The organism is Polaribacter sp. NJDZ03 (genome assembly GCF_019263805.1).
GTDB lineage: Bacteria > Bacteroidota > Bacteroidia > Flavobacteriales > Flavobacteriaceae > Polaribacter.
The window spans coordinates 1,804,287-1,823,284 of the sequence record NZ_CP079195.1 but is presented as its reverse complement, the minus strand read 5'-3'; the positions used below and the strand labels follow the sequence as shown (position 1 = coordinate 1,823,284).

Below are 18,998 nucleotides of genomic sequence, written 5' to 3'. Positions count from 1 at the left end.
TAAACATGATATTTGTCATGTTTTAAGAAACGGACCAATACTATTTTTGACAAATCAATTATCAGGCAAGATATGAGCGTAATATACCTACTACTAACTATTAGTATACTAGTAGCAATCTTATTTTTTATCGCATTTATTTATTCAGTAAAAACTGGGCAATTTGACGATTCTTATACTCCATCTGTGCGCATGTTATTTGATGATGAATTAGTAAAAGATAAAAAAGAAAAATCAACTAAAGACTAAACATTAAATTATGGAAATGCAGCAATTTTATTACGATAATAAGATCGTAAAGAAATTTATCTATGCCACCCTATTTTGGGGTGTAGTAGGGTTTACAGTGGGCTTATTGCTTGCTTACATGTTTTTGTTCCCTGGGCTAACAGAGGGGATTTCATGGCTAAGTTTTGGGCGTTTAAGACCATTACATACCAATGCCGTAATTTTTGCCTTTGTAGGGAATGCAATTTTTGCAGGTGTTTATTATTCGCTTCAACGTTTGTTAAAAGCAAGAATGGCTAGTAACTTTTTAAGTAATTTTAACTTCTGGGGTTGGCAAGCAATTATAGTTGCAGCAGCCATTACATTACCTTTAGGCTACTCATCATCTAAAGAATATGCAGAGTTAGAATGGCCAATAGATATTGCTATTGCTGTGGTTTGGGTTGTGTTTGGTGTAAACATGATTTGGACTATTTTACAAAGAAGACAACGTCATTTATATGTAGCTATCTGGTTTTATTTAGCAACATTTGTAACGGTTGCTGTATTACATATCTTTAATAGTTTGGCTTTACCTGTTACCTTTTTAAAATCATATTCTGTGTATGCAGGGGTTCAAGATGCCTTAGTACAATGGTGGTACGGACATAATGCTGTAGCATTTTTCTTAACCACACCTTTTTTAGGGTTAATGTATTACTTTGTACCAAAAGCAGCCAACAGACCTGTGTATTCTTATAGATTGTCTATTGTACATTTTTGGTCTTTAATATTTATTTATATCTGGGCAGGACCTCACCATTTATTATATACTTCATTACCAGAATGGGCTCAGAATTTAGGAGTTGCATTTTCTATAATGTTATTAGCACCTTCTTGGGGTGGTATGATAAACGGTTTGTTAACATTAAGAGGCGCTTGGGATAAAGTAAGAACAGATCCTGTTTTAAAATTTATGGTTGTTGCAATTACCGGTTATGGTATGGCAACTTTTGAGGGGCCAATGTTATCTTTAAAAAATGTAAATGCAATTGCACATTATAGTGATTGGATTATTGCCCACGTTCACGTTGGTGCATTAGCATGGAATGGTTTCTTTACTTTTGGTATGTTATACTGGATGGTACCAAGAATTTTTAAAACAAAATTATATTCTGTTGCTTTAGCAAACGTGCACTTTTGGATTGGTACTTTAGGGATTATCTTATACACGTTACCATTGTATGTAGCAGGTTTTGTACAAGCTTCTATGTGGAAACAGTTTAATCCTGATGGATCTTTAACTTATGGTAACTTTTTAGAAACAGTAAGTGAAATTATACCAATGTATTGGATGCGTGCTATTGGTGGTAGTATGTATATTATTGGTGCATTTGTAATGCTTTACAATGTTATTTTAACAGTAAGAGCTGGTAGTAAAGTAGAAGATGAGTTAGCAGAAGCAGCTGCTTTAACAGTGGTGCCTAAACACAGAACTAAAGGAGAGGGATGGCACACTTGGATTGAAAGAAAACCTATTAAATTAACTATTTATGCAACGATTGCTATTTTAATTGGAGGAGCTGTTCAAATTATTCCTACCTTATTAGTAAAATCTAATATCCCTACAATTAGTAGTGTAAAACCTTATACACCATTAGAGTTAGAAGGACGAGATATTTATATTAGAGAAGGCTGTGTTGGTTGTCACTCTCAAATGATAAGACCTTTTAGAAGTGAAGTAGAACGTTATGGTGAATATTCTAAGGCAGGTGAATTTGTATATGATCATCCATTTTTATGGGGATCTAAACGTACAGGACCAGATTTACATAGAATTGGTGGTAAATATTCAGATAGCTGGCACTTAAACCATATGTATGATCCACAAAGTACTTCTCCAGGTTCTATTATGCCTTCTTATAAATGGTTAATTACAGATGAGCTAGATAAATCTAATATTGAATCTAAAATGGAAGTGATGGTTACTTTAGGGGTTCCTTATTCAGAAGAAGAAATAGCAAATGCACAACAGCACATGTTAGATCAGGGAACTGAGATTGAGCAAAACTTATATGCAGATCCAGATTTTGCAAAAAATTATGAAGCTGATAAAAAATATGCAGAAGAAAATGGAGAGGCTTTTATTGAAATGAGAAACAGAGAAATTGTAGCGGTAATAGCATACATACAACGTTTAGGAACTGATATAAAAGTAAAAGATGAACAGAAAACCGCTAAAAAATAAGCCACATGTTTAAATTTATAAAAGGACATCTAGAGAGTATTACCGGCATAGAGATTTATCCTATGATATCATTAATCATATTCTTTACTTTTTTTGTAGTCTTATTTTTATGGGTCTTTACAGCAAAAAAAGAATATATAAATAAGGTAAGTCATTTACCGTTAGATAATTAAAAACTAGAAAAAATGAAAAAATATTTTCAATCTACAATCTATATAATCTTTGTAATTGCTACGTTTTTAGCGCTTGCAAAGTCGTTTATGGTGTACGAAAACCCGTTTGATATTTATGAGAATCCATTAGTTTGGATTGCTCTAATTGGTTTCGTTTTAGTGGTTGTTTTAAAGGAAATGGTAAATGTAATTGCCATAGCTAAAGCAACAGAATTAAAAAATGAAAAATTAGGTATTGTTCCTGAAGAAAGTAATGCTTGGGTTAAAAAACTATTACAAACTTGGACAAAGTCTAAAGATATTGAGAATGAGCAAGAAATAATCTTAGAGCATAACTATGATGGAATTCAAGAGTTAGACAATACATTACCACCTTGGTGGGTGTATATGTTTTATGCATCTATAGTTTTTGCAATTGTATATTTAGTTAGATTTGAGGTTTTAGATGGCGATAATCAAATTGTAGAATATGATAAAGCCGTTGCAGAAGCTAAAGCAGCTCTAAAAGAATATAAATCTACTGCACCTGCAACAGATTTTATAACAGCAGAAAATGTTACTTTATTAACTGATGCTAAAGATTTAGGTAGAGGTAAAGCCGTTTTTAAATTAAACTGTGCATCTTGTCATATCGCAGATGGAGGTGGTGCTATTGGACCAAATTTAACCGATGAATTCTGGATTTTAGGAGGTGGTATTAAAAATGTTTTTAGTACTATTTCTAATGGAGGTAGAGATGGTAAAGGGATGATTGCTTGGAATAAAACATTAAAAGCAGATGATATTGCTAAAGTGGCTAGTTATGTAATTTCTTTACAAGGTACTTCACCTGCAAATCCTAAAGCAGCTCAAGGTGATAAATGGGTAGAAGAAGGGGTAGAGGTTCTGCAAGAACCAGAAGAGAACAAAGAAGAAACAGAAGCTTCTACAGAAATAGAAGTAATAGCACAAATTAATTAGTAAAGTTATGGAAACTCCTAAAAACGAACAATTTAGAGATAGTATTGGTACAATTGATAAATCGGGTAATCGTTCTTGGGTTTTTCCTAAAAAACCTAGTGGTAAATTTTATAAATACAGGTCTTATGTAAGTTACTTTTTATTAGCTTTTCTTTTAGCAGCTCCTTTTATAAAGATTAATGGTAATCAGTTTTTGCTGTTTAATGTTATAGAACGTAAGTTTAATATTTTTGGATTTCCTTTTTGGCCACAAGACTTTTACTTATTGGTAATTTCAATGATTGTAGGTGTTGTGTTTATCATTCTATTTACAGTTATTTTCGGTCGTATTTTCTGTGGATGGATTTGTCCGCAAACTATTTTTTTAGAGATGGTTTTTAGAAAAGTAGAATATTGGATTGATGGAGATAGAGGAAAACAAATACGTTTAGATAAACAAGCCTGGAACGCAGAAAAAATTAGAAAAAGACTTTTAAAATGGTTTATTTTCTTTGTCATTTCTTTTCTTATTGCCAATGTGTTTCTAGCATATTTAATTGGTGGAGATACGTTAATAAGTTACATAACAGGCAGTCCTTTTGATAATACTAGTACGCTAATTTCGTTAACTATATTTACATGTGTTTTCTATTTTATTTTTGCTTGGTTTAGGGAACAGGTTTGTATTATAGCTTGTCCGTATGGTAGGTTGCAAGGTGTTTTATTAGATAATAAAACCATTAACGTAGCATACGATCATAAACGAGGTGAACGTGAGGCAGGAAGAGCTAAGTTTAAGAAAAACGAAGATAGAGAGGCTATTGGTAAAGGAGATTGTATAGATTGTAAACAATGTGTTGTTGTTTGCCCTACCGGGATAGATATTAGAAACGGTACACAATTAGAGTGTGTAAATTGTACCGCTTGTATTGATGAATGTGACCACATGATGGAAAGTGTTGGGTTGCCAAAAGGCTTAATCAGATACGAAAGTGAAGAAAATATAGAGAAAAAGAAACCTTTTAAACTAAACGCAAGAATTAAAGGATATTCTGCTGTCTTATTTATTTTAGTAGGAGTTTTAATAGGAATGTTGTTTTTAAGAAATGATGTGGAAGCAACCATTTTAAGATTACCAGGACAATTGTATCAGCATAAAGAAAATAACATTATTAGTAATGTGTATACTTTTAAGGTGATTAATAAAACAACCAAAGATATAAATGATGTCAGTTATAAATTACTGTCTCAAAAAGGAACTATAAAATTAGTAACCAATCAAGATTTTAGTATTCCGAAGCAAGGTTTAGCAGAAGGAACTTTATTTATAGAAATAAATTCATCAGCATTAAAAAAAGATAAAATCAAGTTAGAAATAGGTGTTTACAGCGGTGATAAATTGATTGAAACTACCATAACCAACTTTTTAGGACCTAGAAGTTATAAATAAATAACATTATGAAAATTAATTGGGGAACAGGTATTACTATTGCAATAATAGCTTTTATGAGTTTTATTTTATACATGGTTATTACTATGAGTACAGATAAATCTTATAGCTACGATTTAGTTACTGAAAATTATTACCAAAAAGAAGTTCATTTTCAGGGAGAAATTAATGCAGAACAAAATGGTATAGAATTTAAAGATAAAGTAACTATTCAAAGAACAATAGAAGGTTTAAAAATAGAATTTCCTAAAGAGTTATCTCCAAATGAAATTAAAGGAAAAGTGTTCCTATATAGACCGTCTAATAAACAATTAGATTTTGAAATACCTATTTCAATCTCTAATACATATTTGCTCGTGCCTGAGAAACGTTTATTAGATGGTCGTTGGAACATTAATTTAGCTTTCAAATATAAGGATAAAGACTACTTAATTAAAAGAGAAATACTGTATTAATGTTTTTATCGGCACTATTATTTGGCTTATTAGGTAGTTTCCACTGTGTTGGTATGTGTGGTCCTATAGCTTTTATGTTGCCAATAGATAGACAAAACAAGACCAAAGGTTTTCTACAGATTTTAAGTTATCATTTTGGTCGATTATTTAGTTATAGTCTTATCGGTTTATTATTTGGGTTTTTGGGCAAAGGATTTTATTTCTTCGGATTTCAACAACAATTATCTATAATTGTTGGTATTAGCATGATTTTGATGGTGCTTTTTCCTAAGTTATTTTCTAAAGTAAATTTTTCTAAGGGAATTAATAAAGTCATTTTTAAAGTAAAGAATGCCTTAGGAAAAGAGTTGAAGAAGAAAAGAAATGATACTTTTTTTACCATCGGTTTTTTAAATGGATTTTTACCATGTGGTTTGGTATACATGGCTGTTTTTGGTGCTATAGCAACAACAAATCCTTTTTTAGGAAGCTTATATATGTTTTTATTTGGTTTGGGTACAATTCCTTTAATGACGGCTGTTGTTTATTTAGGTAATTTTACAAAAGGTACTCTTAGAAAAAGAATTCAAAAAGTAATACCAGTTTTCGTTGTACTTATTGGAGTTTTATTTATTTTAAGAGGGCTTGGTTTGGGTATTCCATATGTTTCTCCAGCCCCTGTTTTAGATATCATAAATGCTAATGATGCTTGTCATTAGTTATTTTTATACTTTCCTTTTAATTTTTACTGTATTAATCATAAATTTAGTATGTTAAGTGAAATATATATAACTTATTGAGTAAAAAATTTAACTTGAAAAGTGTTTTCTATAAGAAAAAGAATATATTTGATAACTTATAATACTTTAGGTTTAATGAAATTAAATTATGTAAAATATTGTTTATTGTGTGTGATGTTTTTTTCTTTTAAAAATTATGCCCAAGAAACATTACCAATTTATCAAGATTATTTATCAGATAATGTGTATTTAGTACATCCATCTGCTGCAGGTATTGGTAATTCTAGTAAATTACGTTTTACAGCAAGACAGCAATGGTTTGGCATCTCAGATGCTCCTGCTTTGCAAACTATAAGTTTCCATTCTAGATTTGGAGATGAAACAAATGCAGCCTTTGGTGTGGTTTTGTTTAATGATAAAAATGGATATCATTCTCAAAAGGGAATACAAGGTACGTATGCATATCATTTACCTTTAAATGATAATGGTAATTATTTTGAGCAATTATCTTTTGGATTGTCTTTTACATTTGTTCAAAACCAATCAGATCAAAGTAGTTTTACAGGAGATGCAACTTTTAGTCAAACAATAGAAAGTAGTAGTTATTATAATTCAGATTTTAGTGTTGCTTACCATAGAGGAGGTTTCTCTTCTTATTTTACCGTGAAGAATTTATTATTAACAGCTAAGAATAATTTAAATATTTTAGAACCTTTAAATTTAAGGAATTACGTTTTTTCTGCTGGTTATTATTATGATGAAAATTATTACTTTCAATTAGAGCCTTCTTTTATGCTTCAAGTAAAAGAAAATACTGGACAGAAGATTGCAGATTTTAATTTAAAAGGATATAAAACACTTAATAACTATCAATTGTGGTTAGCATTGTCTTATAGAAGAAGTTTTGATGCTGTTAATAATTCGCAATTTATATCTCCAATAGTTGGTTTAAATTATAAAAACGTAATGTTTTCATATACCTATACAAATCAAATAGGTGATGTAGTCTTAACAAAATCTGGCTTTCATCAATTAACTTTAGGAATTAATTTATGGACTAAAGATAAAAATTGGCGTAGTATGCCAAATATTAATAATTCATTTATCGGTTTCTAAAAATCTTTTTTAGTTACTATTGTCCAGATGCTTTTATCAGAAAGTAACATTTCTAATACCTTTTTTTCTTTATTGATAAAAAATTGATAGGTACCTTTTTCTTTACTCTTATTAATTAGCAAGTGATTTTCTAAAATACTTTTGGTCTGTCTAGCTACAGCTTGTCCAGAATCTATAATTTGTATTTTATTACCAACCAATTCCCGTATCTGTGGAATTAAGTAGGGGTAGTGTGTGCAACCTAAAACTAAGCAATCTGCGTTCTCTTCTATTAAAGGATTAATATAAGTAGACAATAACGCAGTCATTTCCTTAGAGTGTAGTTTACCATCTTCTATAAGCTCTACTAAGCCTGTTCCTATTATTTCTTTACGTATAATTTTTTGATTGATAGAGTGTGATGTTTTTTCAAACAATTCACTATTTAAAGTTCCTTTGGTAGCAAGTATACCAATGGTATATGTTTTTGTTTGTAAAGCAGCAGTTTTAATGGCTGGTTCTATACCTATAAAAGGAATGTTGTATTTTTCTCTTAAAACTTTTATGGCGTTTGTAGTTGCTGTATTACAAGCTACAATTATAATCTTACAATTTTGTTTTAATAAAAACTCAGTGTTTTTTATTGATAAATCAATGATCTCTTGCTTGGTTTTCTCACCATAAGGAGCATTTTTACTATCAGATAAATAAATAGTATTCTCTTGCGGTAAAAGTGCGTTAACTTCTTTCCAAATGGAAGTACCACCTACACCAGAGTCGAATATGCCAATAGGAAATTTATTAGTTTTTACCATGTTCTGTAAAAATAAAAAAACCTACTGAATTTCAGTAGGTTTTAATTTCTATTATTAAGTAGTTTTATTAAAAACCTAATTTAGTTTTTACAGCGTCAAATAAATCTTCACCTTTTTTAACCAATAAACCTTTACCTACAGAAGCGTCTAAAACATATACTACACTTTTAGAAGCAGCTACAGCATCTATAGCAGTTTGTGCTTTTTCTATGATTGGTTGTAAGCCTTCATTTTGTTTTTTCTGCATATCTTGGTAAGCAAATCTTCTTGCTTGTTCAATTTTTGCAGCTTCTTGTTGTAACTCTTGAGCTCTTTGGTCATTCGTCTCATTAGTTTGACCTTTAGACTCAGCAACATACTTTTGTCTTGTTGCTTCAATTTTCTTTTCCATTCCTGTAATCTCATCTTGGTAAGTTTTACCAAGCTTCTCCATGTCTAATTTTAGTGTCTTAGTTTGTGGCATTTCTGCAACTAATTTTTCAAAGTCTATATGACCTATTTTTTGTGCATTTGCAACACCTGCTAATCCTAAAGTAAATACAGCAATTAATAGTAACGATTTTAAATTTTTCATTCTTGTTTTAATTTAATTATTATTCTTGTTCTTTTTTTTGTTCCTCTTTTTTCTTTCTTAAAGCTTCTATTTTTACTCTTAACAACTCTCTTTTTTCTTCTCGGTTTTGTGACAGTTTTTCTCTTTTTTCAGCTATTAGTTTCTTTTTTGCTTCTGCATCTGCAACTCTCTTTGCCTGTGCTTCTTCTTTTTTAGTAATAACTTCTTTTTGTCTATCTGTTAGCTCGTTTGTAGGAGCAAGATTTCTTTCTTCTCTTTGTCTTCCTTTTTCAGCTATTAATCGACTTCGATCTATAGTTGCTAAAACAAGGTCGCTAATATCGTATTTTTTATTTGAATATAGCATTACCAAGTCACTAGATTTATCAAAAACAAAGTCATAATTTTTTCTTAAAGAAATACTTTGTATTGCATTGTAGACTTGGTCTTGTATTGGCTTTACCAATTGTTTTCTTACAGAAAACATATCTCCATTTGGTCCAAAGTACAAAGACTCTAGTCTTCTTAATTCTATTTGTTTTAAACTAATCTCTTCTTCTTTTTCTTCAATTAAATCTTTTGTTAGAATTGCTTTTTCATTTGCCAAATCTGTTTTTAAGATTTCTATATGTCTAGCTTGTTCATCTAATTTTTTTCTCCATTTAGCAACTTTAGCATCAAGGGTGTTTTGAGCATCTAGATATTCCGGAACATTTTCTAGAATATACTCCATATCTATATAAGCAATTGATTGCCCTCTTTGAGACCAAGAAAAAGTAACACTAAGTAAAAGAACTATTAATAAAAATATTTTTTTCATTTGTATTAAGTATTTAGAAAAAACCGTGCCAAAAAAACTTTTCCCTTACAAAGTAGCAGTTTTCTTAGAATTGTTTTCCAATTATAAAGTGCGTTTGCCAACCAGATTTTTCAGTTTGCCCAGGTAATGGATCAAAACCATGTGCAAAATCAATTCCTAATAATCCAAATGCTGGCATAAAAATTCTTACCCCAACACCTGCTGAACGTTTTATATCAAACGGGTTAAACTCATCGAAATCGTCATAAGAATTACCTGCTTCTAAGAACCCAAGTGTATAAATTGATGCAGAAGGTGCATCTGTAATTGAATAACGTAATTCTAATTGAAATTTATTATAAATGGTTCCACCATAGTTAGATGAAAGTCCACTGTTTTCATAACCTCTTAAACCTACTGTTTCTCTACCGTCTAATTGGTAAGCAGCAATACCGTCACCTCCAACAAAATAACGCTCTACAGGTGTTGCTCCTAAATCATTATTATAAAAACCTAGGTATCCTGCCTCTGCATTGGTCATTAATACCAATTTATCTGTAAATGCAGTGTACCATTTTCCTTTAAAATTTAATTTATAGTATTCTAACCATTTGTATTTGTCTACAGCATCTAAGCTACTATCTTTATAATCTTTATTATTTAATAAAGAATATGGAAATGTTGCTTTTGCTCCGATTGTAAATTCAGATCCATACGTTGGGAATATTAAACTAGGTCCTGCAGAATTTCTTGTTAAAGAAATATTGTAAGAAAGGTTGTTTAAAGTACCGTTATTTAAGTTTAAACCTGCTAAACCAAAATTATAATTATTAGATTTTAATGCTTGGTAACTAATAGACTGAGATAATTGGAAAAAATCATCTGGCCAATTTAAACGTTGTCCTAATCCTACAGATGCTCCAATAATTCCTAAACTTTTACTTTTATCTACATCATAAGTATTAAAATCTAATTGATATTGATTAGAAGAATATACAGAAAAAGACAATGATTTTGGTTTTTTACCACCTAACCATGGTTCTGTAAAAGAAAAACTATAGGTATTATAGGTTCTACTTGTTTGTAACCTTAAAGATAGTGTTTGACCATCTCCCATTGGTAATGGCTTGTATGCAGATTTGTTAAAAATGTTTCTTATAGAAAAGTTATTGAATGATAAACCTAATGTTCCTATAAAAGAACCACCACCGTAACCACCTTGTAACTCTATTTGACTTCCACCTTTTTCTACAACAGAAAAGTCGATATCTGCCGTTTTATTTTGGTAATCTGGTATTACATCCGGAGAAACATTGGCGTCAAAGAAACCTAATTGACCAATTTCTCTAATAGATCTAATAATTGCACTTCTACTAAATAAATCTCCCGGTTTTACGCGTAATTCTCTAAATAAAACGTGATCATTAGTTTTGTCGTTACCAGTAACGGTTACTCTTTTTATACGAGCTTTTTCATCTTCTCTAATTCTAATTTCTACTGTAATAGAATCATTTTGAACTTTAGTTTCTACAGCATTAACAGAAGAGAATAAAAAACCGTTGTCTTGATATAAAGTAGAAATATCTTGAGATGTTGGACTACCATCACCTTTAACACGTTCTTCTAAAACGGCACCATTATATACGTCTCCTTTTTCTATTCTTAAATATAATTGAAGTTGTTCTGAAGTGTATTCTTTATTACCAACAAAAAATATATCTGCAAATCTATACTGTCTTCCTTCTTCTAATGCTATATCAATATCGATAGTATTGTCATCGTTCCAACTAATTTTATCACTAAGAATACGTGCATCTCTGTAACCTAATCTACTATATTTATCTAAGATGCTTTCTAAATCTTCTTGAAAATCTTCTTCTATATATTTAGATCCTTTCCAAAAACGACCAAGAAATTTTTCTTTGGTGTTTTTCATCGTTTTTTTAAGTTTCTTATTAGAAAGCGCTTTATTTCCTGTAAAATTAATGTCCTTAATTTTAATCTTTTTTCCTCTATCAATAAAAATAGCCATATTAACAATGTTAATGTCAGATGTATCTTTTTTAACATCTAAATTAACTTTCGTTTTTAGGTAACCTTTATCTGTATATTTTTTTGTAAAGTAGTTTTTAGTAGTAACAATAAGGTTATCAGTAACCATTGCACCTCTTTTTAGTTCAGCATCTTTTTGTAGTTCTTTTGCTTTCCCTTTTTTAATACCTGCTATAGTAATGTTGTTTAATTGAGGTAATTCTAATACATCAAATTGTAGGTATACTGTACTGCCATCTAATCTAGCTAGGTAAACATCTACGTTACTAAATTGTTTACTTTCGTATAATTTTTTAATGGCACTTGTAAGTTTGTCTCCTGGTAGTTTTATAGGTTGCCCGTTTCTTAAGCCCGTAAAAACCCTAACAGTTTCTTCACTAAACTTTTTTAAACCAGTTACACTGATGCTGCCTAGAGTATATTCCTTCCCTTTCTCAAAAGAAGTGTCTTTAACAGAAGTGGTGTCTATTTTTACTGTTGATAAACTATCTATTTCAGTTTGTGCTTTGGCACTAAAAGTAAAAAATAATGCTATAAACATTATTGATGCAGAAAATAATTTCATAAAAAATTTATTCTGTAATTTGTTCGCTTGTTTTTCCAAATCTTCGTTCTCTATTCTGATAATCTATGATAGCATCGTAAAAATGCTCTTCTCTAAAGTCTGGCCAAAGTATATCTGTAAAATATAATTCGGCGTATGCCATTTGCCATAATAAGAAATTACTAATGCGTTGTTCTCCACTAGTTCTTATCATTAAATCTACGTCGGGCAAATTAAACGTATATAAATGGTTATTTATAGTATTTTCATCAATTTCTTCGATATTTATCTCATTATTAACAACTTTTTTGGATATGTTTTTAATAGTATTAACAATTTCTTCTCTAGAACCATAGCTAAGAGCAAAGGTTAATACAATATCTGTGTTGTCTTTTGTTTGAGAAATTACATCGCCTAAAACTTTTTGAGCTTTTTTAGGTAGACTTTCTATTGATCCAATTGCGTTTACTTTTACTCCATTCTTCATGAAGCCGGGTAATTCCTTTTTTAAAGAATTAATTAATAAACTCATTAGAGCGTCTACTTCTAATTTAGGTCGTTTCCAGTTTTCTGTAGAAAAAGCATAAAGAGTAATTGCCTCAATATTTACTTGAGAAGCTGCGCTAACAGATTCCCTAACGGCTGTTAGTGCATTTCTATGGCCAAAAATTCTATTCATTCCTTTACCCTTGGCCCAACGGCCATTACCATCCATTATAATAGCAACATGTTTTGGCGTTCTTTCTAGGTCGATTAGTAATTTTTTATCCATATTTTTTTTATAATCCGTTTGTATAACAAGCAGGTCTACCAAAGGTATATATTAAAGAAACACCTGTAAACATATACCAATCGTTACCTGTGCCGTCTAAAATTACATTTGGTGTATCTTTAGAAAGGTAGTCTAAACCATCGTCAAAAGTATATCTAAATTTTGCTTCAATTGCAAATGCTAAAGTACCATATAATTTAGACTTATAACCAAAACCAAAAGGAATAGCCAGAGAGGTTTTCTTCTTAAATTCGTTTATTCCTCCTGTTGGTAAGTATGAACTTACGCTTGTATGATTAAAAACAGCTAATTCTAAGATTAGGTAAGGTGTCCAAGTTTTATCATAAGAAGATAAATCATACTCATAGAAATTATATTCGATACCAACAGCTAATTCATTTATATTGTTAGAAAACTTGTATGTTTTTCCGCTAGCGTCTAATCGATCTCTTCTAAACCCTGTATCTGCATCTGCATCATTTCCTGTAATAGGTAAAAGGCTGTAAGTTGCTCTTAAAGCAATTCTAGGATTCCAATTGTATTTATAAGTAAGTCCTCCTGCTAGTCTGTTTGGGTAGAAATAGTAGTTTCTACCAATGTCACCAACATAGTTAGTGCCTCCAATAGTAAGGCCTACTTCATGAAGTTGCCCCAAGAAAATGGAGGTGAAGCTTACAAATACAAAAAATAATATTCTTTTTTTCATTATAAAATAGTGGGCAAATATAGAAAATTCCAATTGCTTTATAAAGTTAATATATAGTCTTTTTTGAATAACAACTTTTTTAAACAAATATTGTAAGCACTACGTTAAACATTTGTTTTGTTTCTAATGTCTTCTCCCCACAAAAGTTTACTTCTTAATGTCTTTAAGAAAGATTGATTTTTTGGTAAAATACTCTTTATGGTAAAGTCAGTTTTTTCTATAAAAATCTTAGTATTGTTTGGTACACTAGTTACTCTAGAGTCTAATGATATTAAGAAACTTTTTTCTCTAGAATCTACTTTTAATTCTATTTTAGTTTCATCGGATATTACTATAGGTCTTGCATTTAAGTTGTGTGGTGCAATTGGCGTAATTACTATGTTTTTAGAGTCTGGTAAAATAACAGGGCCGTTGCAACTTAAAGAATAACCTGTAGAACCTGTTGGTGTAGATATTATTAAGCCATCTGCCCAGTAATTGGTAAGGTATTCTTCGTTTAAATACGTTTTTACACCAATCATAGAAGTAGTGTTCTTTTTGGCTATGGTTACTTCATTTAAGGCAAAATTTAACTCTTCAAAATCTTTTGTTTTAGGTTCTGTTTTAACAGATAAAAGAGTTCTTTCTTGTATAGTGTATTCTCCTTTTAAAACCAGATTTATACTTTCTTCAATAACATCTTTGGCAACGATGGCTAAAAAACCTAATCTACCTGTATTTATTCCTAAAATAGGAATGTCTAAATCTCTAATATGTGTTGCAGAACGTAAAAAGGTACCGTCTCCACCAAGCGTAAGCATTATATCAAAAGTATTGTCTAAATCATTAAAGTTATCAAATGATTTGTAAGAATCTTCTAATACTTTGTGCTCAATTAAAAGGTTGTAAAACCCATGTTCAATATAAAAATCAATCTTATTTTTTTGTAAAACATGTATTAATGTTTTAACTTCTTTTTCTGATGTAATCGCGTATGATTGACCGTAAATTGCTGCTTTCTTCAATTCGTTGTTTTTTTTGGTAAATGCCCTCTTAAAGGTTTACATTTCTAAGTATTTCTGTAAATATTCAGACCTACTTTTTAAGTCTTCTAAATAAATATCATTTTCATGCATAGATATAATTTTATAATCATACCTTCTAAAAGTTTGCATAATTTCATTTATTTCTTCAGAAACTACCTTAATAGTAACTTGTATACTATCTACATCTTTTTCTGATATGTATAAACCGAGTAATTGGCCGCCACTTGCTTCTATAATTTGTACAACCTGACTCATAGAGTAGTCATTCCTTAATTTTTCTATAATTAAAGTTTCGCTTTCTTCAACCATAAACGGACTTGTAGAAAAAACATCTAAGACATCTCGCAAATCAAAATAACCAATATAGTCTTTAGTTTCGTTTAAAACAGGTATAATATTGGTGTCATTATCTGCAAAGATCTTTAATAGTTCTAAAACAGTTGCTTTTTCATCAGCAAAAAAAGAATTTAATAAATGTGCGTGTTCAACTAATTCATCTTCATTATTTTCTATTGTTTGTACATCTTCTTCAGCAAAAGAACCTAATAATTTATTGTTTTCAATAACAGGGAAATGTGTTATATGATAGTCACTAAACATTTTTTGAGCACTTTTTACAGTGTCTTTTAAGCGAAGTGGTTTTATTTGATCTAATAAGTAGTCGTTCATATTCATGCTTTACGAATATAGGATAAAATGATTTAATAAATTATATTTGCAGCCTAATTTTAGACAATGACAAAGTTAAGTGTAAATATTAATAAAATAGCAACTTTAAGAAATTCTCGTGGAGGAAATGTCCCTAATTTGTTAAAAGTTGCCAGTGATATAGAAGCGTTTGGTGCTCAGGGAATAACAATTCACCCAAGACCAGATGAAAGACATATTCGTTATCAAGATGCTAGAGATTTAAAAAATATTGTTACTACCGAGTATAATATTGAAGGAAACCCGATACAGTCTTTTATGGATTTGGTTTTAGAAGTTAAGCCAACACAAGTTACTTTGGTGCCAGATGCTTTAAATGCAATTACTTCTAATGCAGGTTGGGATACCATTAGACATCAATCTTTTTTACAAGAAGTAATTAAAGAGTTTCAACAAAACGGAATTAGAACTTCTATTTTTATTGATACAGATGCAAAACTAATTGAAGCAGCTGCAAAAACAGGAGCAGACAGAATTGAATTATATACAGAAGATTTTGCAACACAATATGATTTAGGAAATTTTGATGCTATAAAGCCATATACAGAAGCGGCTATTTTAGCTCATAAATTAGGTTTAGGTATTAATGCTGGACATGATTTAAGCCTAGATAACATTAAATTCTTTAAAGAGAATATTCCTAATTTGTCAGAAGTTTCTATTGGGCACGCGCTTATTGCAGAAAGCCTTTATTTAGGTTTAGAGAATGTGGTGAATATGTATTTACACAGGTTGAAATAAGTTTACAGTGTTCAGTCTAAGTGACAGTAACAAACAAAACTCTTTGCGCCTTTGCGAGAAAAATTATAAAATATGTCAAAAAACCCAATATTACATTCAACCATAAAAGGAGAAGGAAAACCATTATTAATTTTACATGGTTATTTCGGGATGTCTGATAACTGGAAAACAATTGGAAACCAGTTCTCTGAAGACTTTGAAGTTCATTTAATAGACCAAAGAAATCACGGACGTAGTTTTCATGAAGATGAATTTAATTATGAGGTTTTAGTAGAGGATTTACATAATTATATTCAGCATTACCAGTTAGAAAAAGTAAATATCATTGGCCATTCTATGGGCGGCAAAACCGCGATGTTGTTTGCTGTTACGTATCCAGAATTGGTAGATAAATTAATTATTGTTGATATTTCTCCAAGAATGTATGAACCACATCATAATGCTATTTTAGCAGGTTTAAATTCAATTGATTTCTCTGTACAAAATACGAGGACTTTGGTTGATAAAAAACTAGCAGAATTAATTCCAGAATTTGGAGTGCGTCAGTTTTTATTAAAGAATGTTTATTGGGTAGAAAAAGGACAATTAGGTTATAGATTTAATTTAGAATCTCTAACCGAAAATAACCCGGAAATAGGTGAAGGTTTACCTTCTTTTACGGTTTTCGAAAAAGAGACGTTATTTTTAAAAGGAGAAAAATCTGATTATATTACACAAGACGAAGAACCAATTATTGAAGCACATTTTCCGAATTCTAAAATTATTGAAATTAAAAATGCAGGTCATTGGCTGCATGCTGAAAATCCGAAAGATTTTTATGCTGAAGTTTCTGAGTTTTTGAAGTAAATGAAAAGGAAGTAAAAATATAACTACATTAAGTTTTATTGGTAGTAGTATTTTTTTAATCGTAGTGAAACCTGCACTTCGCAATTAATATCTCGCTTTCGTTATATTGGTAAATCAGTCTATGCTCACTATCAATTCGCCTAGACCAAAATCTAGCGTATTTGTGTTTTAACGGTTCTGGTTTACTTATTCCGTCAAATAGATTTCGTGATATTTCTTTCAGAAGTTCATTAATTTTTTTTAGTTTTTTCTTATCGGTTTTTTGCCAATATAAATAATCTTCCCAAGACTCATCAACAAATATATACTTCATTTTAATTTTCGATTAGCTCTTTATTTAAAGTCGTTCCGTTTTTTAGTTTGTCAATTGCCGCATCTAATAGCAATTCATTTTTTCGAGAAGAAAGTTCGTGATTTGTAGCCATTAAAGAATTATATTCTTGTAATGACATTACTACAATTCCAGAATCTTTTCCTCTATTTATAAATAAAGTTTCAAAGTTCTTTGTTACTCTGTCTAAGTTATTTTTAATATCTTTTCTAAAGTCAGAAACATTTGCTATTTGCATAATATTGTATTTTATATTGTACAAAAAAAGATGTTTGGAATTTTTTTCGTATTGCTGACAATTGAAATAATATAACGTCTGTTTAAATCATTAATTTTAGAGGTAATTGAAGTTCGTTTTTTTACCCTCAGAAACAAACTAAATAATTTTAGAATCAATATCTTTGAATCTTACAATTTTTCAATCTTTTAACACAAAAAAATGAACATAGAAAACGCACAAAAACAAGTAGACGATTGGATTAAAGCTCATGGGGTTCGTTATTTTAATGAGTTAACAAACATGGCACAATTAACAGAAGAAGTTGGTGAAGTTGCACGTATTATTGCAAGACGCTATGGAGAGCAAAGTGAAAAAGAATCTGATAAAAATAAAGATTTGGGAGAAGAATTAGCAGATGTAATGTTTGTGGTTTTGTGTTTGGCAAACCAAACAGGAATCGATTTGCAAGATGCTTTCGAAAAGAAATTAGATATTAAAACAAAACGCGATCACGATCGTCATCACAATAATCAAAAATTAAAATAATGACATTTTCAGAAAAAATAAAACAACCACTTTTTTGGTCTAATTTTGCAAGAGTTGCAATACCTTTCTTTATTATAGTTACTTTAGTTTCCTTATTTATGGCTAGTTTTAGCGATATTTTTTCTGGAGATTTTACTAAAGTTGCAGAAACCAATTTTACAGACGGCAAATGGAAAAACTTTTTTGGTTTTAAAGTGGTCTTTAGTGCTGTTTATGGTTTTTATATGACTAATAAAAAAATGGTTTAATTATTTTCTTAGTATCTTTTTAAAAGACTTTATTCCTGCTTTTATTTCTACATCTAAATGATTTTTTCTTGGTGTTATTGGGCAGGAATACTTTTCGTTATAAGCGCAATAAGGGTTGTAAGTGTTGTTAAAATTTAAGCTTATCGTACTTTCTGCAGTAATATCTGTAAGCATTACATCCATATAACGCCCGCCACCATAAGATTCTTCACCAGAAGTGTCATCTGTAAAAGGTAAAAATAAATAGTCTTTATATTTTTCATCAGTTAAATCATCCTGACTTTGATAAATGGTTAATTCACATTTTTTTCCTTGCAACGTAAAATGTAATTTCCCGTATTCTTTGTACAAGGGCTTTCTGTCTGTAGTGGTTGCCATTTCAAAAGTGGGTGCATTTTCTGTTCTAACTAATTTTGAAGTTACAATAAAGGTAGAGTCAATATCAAAAAAATCTAAGCCTTTAAATTTTTTTAAATCTTTCTTTTTTAAAGGTGATTTTGAGGCATCTTTATAACTCGCGTTTAGTTCTTGTTGATAAATAGTTTTACCTATTAATGGGCGTTTGCCTTGTGAGTTACAAGACATCAATAGAAAAGTGACAGAGAGTAGAATTACTATTTTTTTCATTATAATTTATTTACAAATCAAAAATACAACATTCAAATAATTTTATGTAGCTTTGGCATATTAATAAATTAATTATGAACAGAGTCATTACATATCTTACCAAGTTATCGCGTAAAACGCGAGAATATCGGTCTGTTTATATGTTTTGATATTATCAATATAAAATAAAACAAATAAAA

Annotated in this window: 23 protein-coding genes; 12 read left to right on the top strand and 11 right to left on the bottom strand. The window is 30.1% G+C overall.

What is annotated here, in order from left to right; all coding sequences use genetic code 11:
- Positions 1–72 precede the first annotated feature (72 nt).
- From ccoS to KV700_RS07805, 8 genes are all read left to right on the top strand, one after another.
- Complete coding sequence (gene ccoS / locus KV700_RS07835; RefSeq protein ID WP_068450341.1) at positions 73–249, top strand: cbb3-type cytochrome oxidase assembly protein CcoS; 177 nt, start codon at positions 73–75, stop codon at positions 247–249.
- A gap of 10 nt (positions 250–259) precedes the next feature.
- Positions 260–2,455 (top strand): cytochrome-c oxidase, cbb3-type subunit I, encoded by a 2,196-nt coding sequence (ccoN, locus tag KV700_RS07830; protein ID WP_166386981.1) that lies wholly within the window; start codon positions 260–262, stop codon positions 2,453–2,455.
- A gap of 5 nt (positions 2,456–2,460) precedes the next feature.
- Positions 2,461–2,628, top strand: coding sequence for a CcoQ/FixQ family Cbb3-type cytochrome c oxidase assembly chaperone (locus KV700_RS17275; protein WP_166386983.1), 168 nt, complete (start codon positions 2,461–2,463; stop codon positions 2,626–2,628).
- A gap of 12 nt (positions 2,629–2,640) precedes the next feature.
- A complete protein-coding gene (locus KV700_RS07825; RefSeq protein WP_218599713.1) occupies positions 2,641–3,588 on the top strand; it encodes a cbb3-type cytochrome c oxidase N-terminal domain-containing protein in 948 nt (315 codons plus the stop codon).
- Positions 3,589–3,595: 7 nt separating this feature from the next.
- The gene (gene ccoG, locus KV700_RS07820) at positions 3,596–5,017 is read left to right on the top strand and encodes a cytochrome c oxidase accessory protein CcoG (RefSeq protein ID WP_166386987.1); all 1,422 of its coding nucleotides are present in this window, start codon (positions 3,596–3,598) and stop codon (positions 5,015–5,017) included.
- Between the two features lie 8 nt (positions 5,018–5,025).
- Complete coding sequence (locus KV700_RS07815) at positions 5,026–5,472, top strand: FixH family protein (protein ID WP_166386989.1); 447 nt, start codon at positions 5,026–5,028, stop codon at positions 5,470–5,472.
- Positions 5,472–6,170 carry a sulfite exporter TauE/SafE family protein gene (locus KV700_RS07810; protein WP_166386991.1) on the top strand — a complete coding sequence of 233 codons (699 nt, stop codon included), beginning with the start codon at positions 5,472–5,474 and terminating at the stop codon, positions 6,168–6,170. The genes KV700_RS07815 and KV700_RS07810 overlap by 1 nt, the downstream gene beginning before the upstream one ends.
- Before the next feature lie 129 nt (positions 6,171–6,299).
- Positions 6,300–7,307, top strand: a complete 1,008-nt coding sequence (locus KV700_RS07805) for a type IX secretion system membrane protein PorP/SprF (protein WP_240914627.1) — start codon at positions 6,300–6,302, stop codon at positions 7,305–7,307.
- Here KV700_RS07805 and murI read toward each other — a convergent pair.
- The 8 genes from murI to KV700_RS07765 all read right to left on the bottom strand — a co-directional run bounded on the left by murI (position 7,304) and on the right by KV700_RS07765 (position 15,221).
- A complete protein-coding gene (murI, locus tag KV700_RS07800; RefSeq protein WP_218599712.1) occupies positions 7,304–8,101 on the bottom strand; it encodes a glutamate racemase in 798 nt (265 codons plus the stop codon). The two genes, KV700_RS07805 and murI, sit on opposite strands and share 4 nt — an antisense overlap.
- 67 nt (positions 8,102–8,168) lie before the next feature.
- Positions 8,169–8,675 (bottom strand): OmpH family outer membrane protein, encoded by a 507-nt coding sequence (locus KV700_RS07795; RefSeq protein WP_218599711.1) that lies wholly within the window; start codon positions 8,673–8,675, stop codon positions 8,169–8,171.
- A gap of 19 nt (positions 8,676–8,694) precedes the next feature.
- On the bottom strand, positions 8,695–9,474 hold the full coding sequence (locus KV700_RS07790; protein ID WP_218599710.1) for an OmpH family outer membrane protein: 780 nt from the start codon (positions 9,472–9,474) through the stop codon (positions 8,695–8,697).
- Between the two features lie 64 nt (positions 9,475–9,538).
- Positions 9,539–12,070 carry an outer membrane protein assembly factor BamA gene (bamA, locus tag KV700_RS07785; protein WP_218599709.1) on the bottom strand — a complete coding sequence of 844 codons (2,532 nt, stop codon included), beginning with the start codon at positions 12,068–12,070 and terminating at the stop codon, positions 9,539–9,541.
- 7 nt (positions 12,071–12,077) lie between these two features.
- Positions 12,078–12,821 carry an isoprenyl transferase gene (locus tag KV700_RS07780; protein ID WP_218599708.1) on the bottom strand — a complete coding sequence of 248 codons (744 nt, stop codon included), beginning with the start codon at positions 12,819–12,821 and terminating at the stop codon, positions 12,078–12,080.
- Between the two features lie 7 nt (positions 12,822–12,828).
- Complete coding sequence (locus KV700_RS07775; protein WP_205860441.1) at positions 12,829–13,527, bottom strand: DUF6089 family protein; 699 nt, start codon at positions 13,525–13,527, stop codon at positions 12,829–12,831.
- A 104-nt stretch (positions 13,528–13,631) separates the two neighbouring features.
- Positions 13,632–14,531 carry an NAD kinase gene (locus KV700_RS07770; protein ID WP_166387003.1) on the bottom strand — a complete coding sequence of 300 codons (900 nt, stop codon included), beginning with the start codon at positions 14,529–14,531 and terminating at the stop codon, positions 13,632–13,634.
- 36 nt (positions 14,532–14,567) lie between these two features.
- Positions 14,568–15,221 carry a CBS domain-containing protein gene (locus tag KV700_RS07765; protein ID WP_240914628.1) on the bottom strand — a complete coding sequence of 218 codons (654 nt, stop codon included), beginning with the start codon at positions 15,219–15,221 and terminating at the stop codon, positions 14,568–14,570.
- A 66-nt stretch (positions 15,222–15,287) separates the two neighbouring features.
- On the opposite strand from KV700_RS07765, the gene KV700_RS07760 reads away from it, so the two are divergent.
- Positions 15,288–16,001 carry a pyridoxine 5'-phosphate synthase gene (locus KV700_RS07760; protein ID WP_218599707.1) on the top strand — a complete coding sequence of 238 codons (714 nt, stop codon included), beginning with the start codon at positions 15,288–15,290 and terminating at the stop codon, positions 15,999–16,001.
- 72 nt (positions 16,002–16,073) lie between these two features.
- On the top strand, positions 16,074–16,847 hold the full coding sequence (locus KV700_RS07755) for an alpha/beta fold hydrolase (RefSeq protein WP_218599706.1): 774 nt from the start codon (positions 16,074–16,076) through the stop codon (positions 16,845–16,847).
- Positions 16,848–16,902: 55 nt separating this feature from the next.
- Here KV700_RS07755 and KV700_RS07750 read toward each other — a convergent pair whose 3' ends face one another.
- Positions 16,903–17,160, bottom strand: a complete 258-nt coding sequence (locus KV700_RS07750) for a Txe/YoeB family addiction module toxin (protein ID WP_218599705.1) — start codon at positions 17,158–17,160, stop codon at positions 16,903–16,905.
- A 1-nt stretch (position 17,161) separates the two neighbouring features.
- Positions 17,162–17,416: a type II toxin-antitoxin system Phd/YefM family antitoxin gene (locus KV700_RS07745; protein ID WP_218599704.1), complete on the bottom strand. Its 255-nt coding sequence runs from the start codon at positions 17,414–17,416 to the stop codon at positions 17,162–17,164.
- Between the two features lie 201 nt (positions 17,417–17,617).
- On the opposite strand from KV700_RS07745, the gene KV700_RS07740 reads away from it, so the two are divergent.
- Both KV700_RS07740 and KV700_RS07735 read left to right on the top strand, forming a co-directional pair.
- Complete coding sequence (locus KV700_RS07740) at positions 17,618–17,944, top strand: nucleotide pyrophosphohydrolase (RefSeq protein ID WP_166387013.1); 327 nt, start codon at positions 17,618–17,620, stop codon at positions 17,942–17,944.
- A complete protein-coding gene (locus KV700_RS07735; protein WP_166387015.1) occupies positions 17,944–18,192 on the top strand; it encodes a hypothetical protein in 249 nt (82 codons plus the stop codon). Before KV700_RS07740 ends, KV700_RS07735 begins: the two co-directional genes overlap by 1 nt.
- Here KV700_RS07735 and KV700_RS07730 read toward each other — a convergent pair whose 3' ends face one another.
- A complete protein-coding gene (locus KV700_RS07730) occupies positions 18,193–18,819 on the bottom strand; it encodes a DUF1684 domain-containing protein (protein ID WP_218599703.1) in 627 nt (208 codons plus the stop codon).
- Between the last annotated feature and the right edge of the window lie 179 nt (positions 18,820–18,998).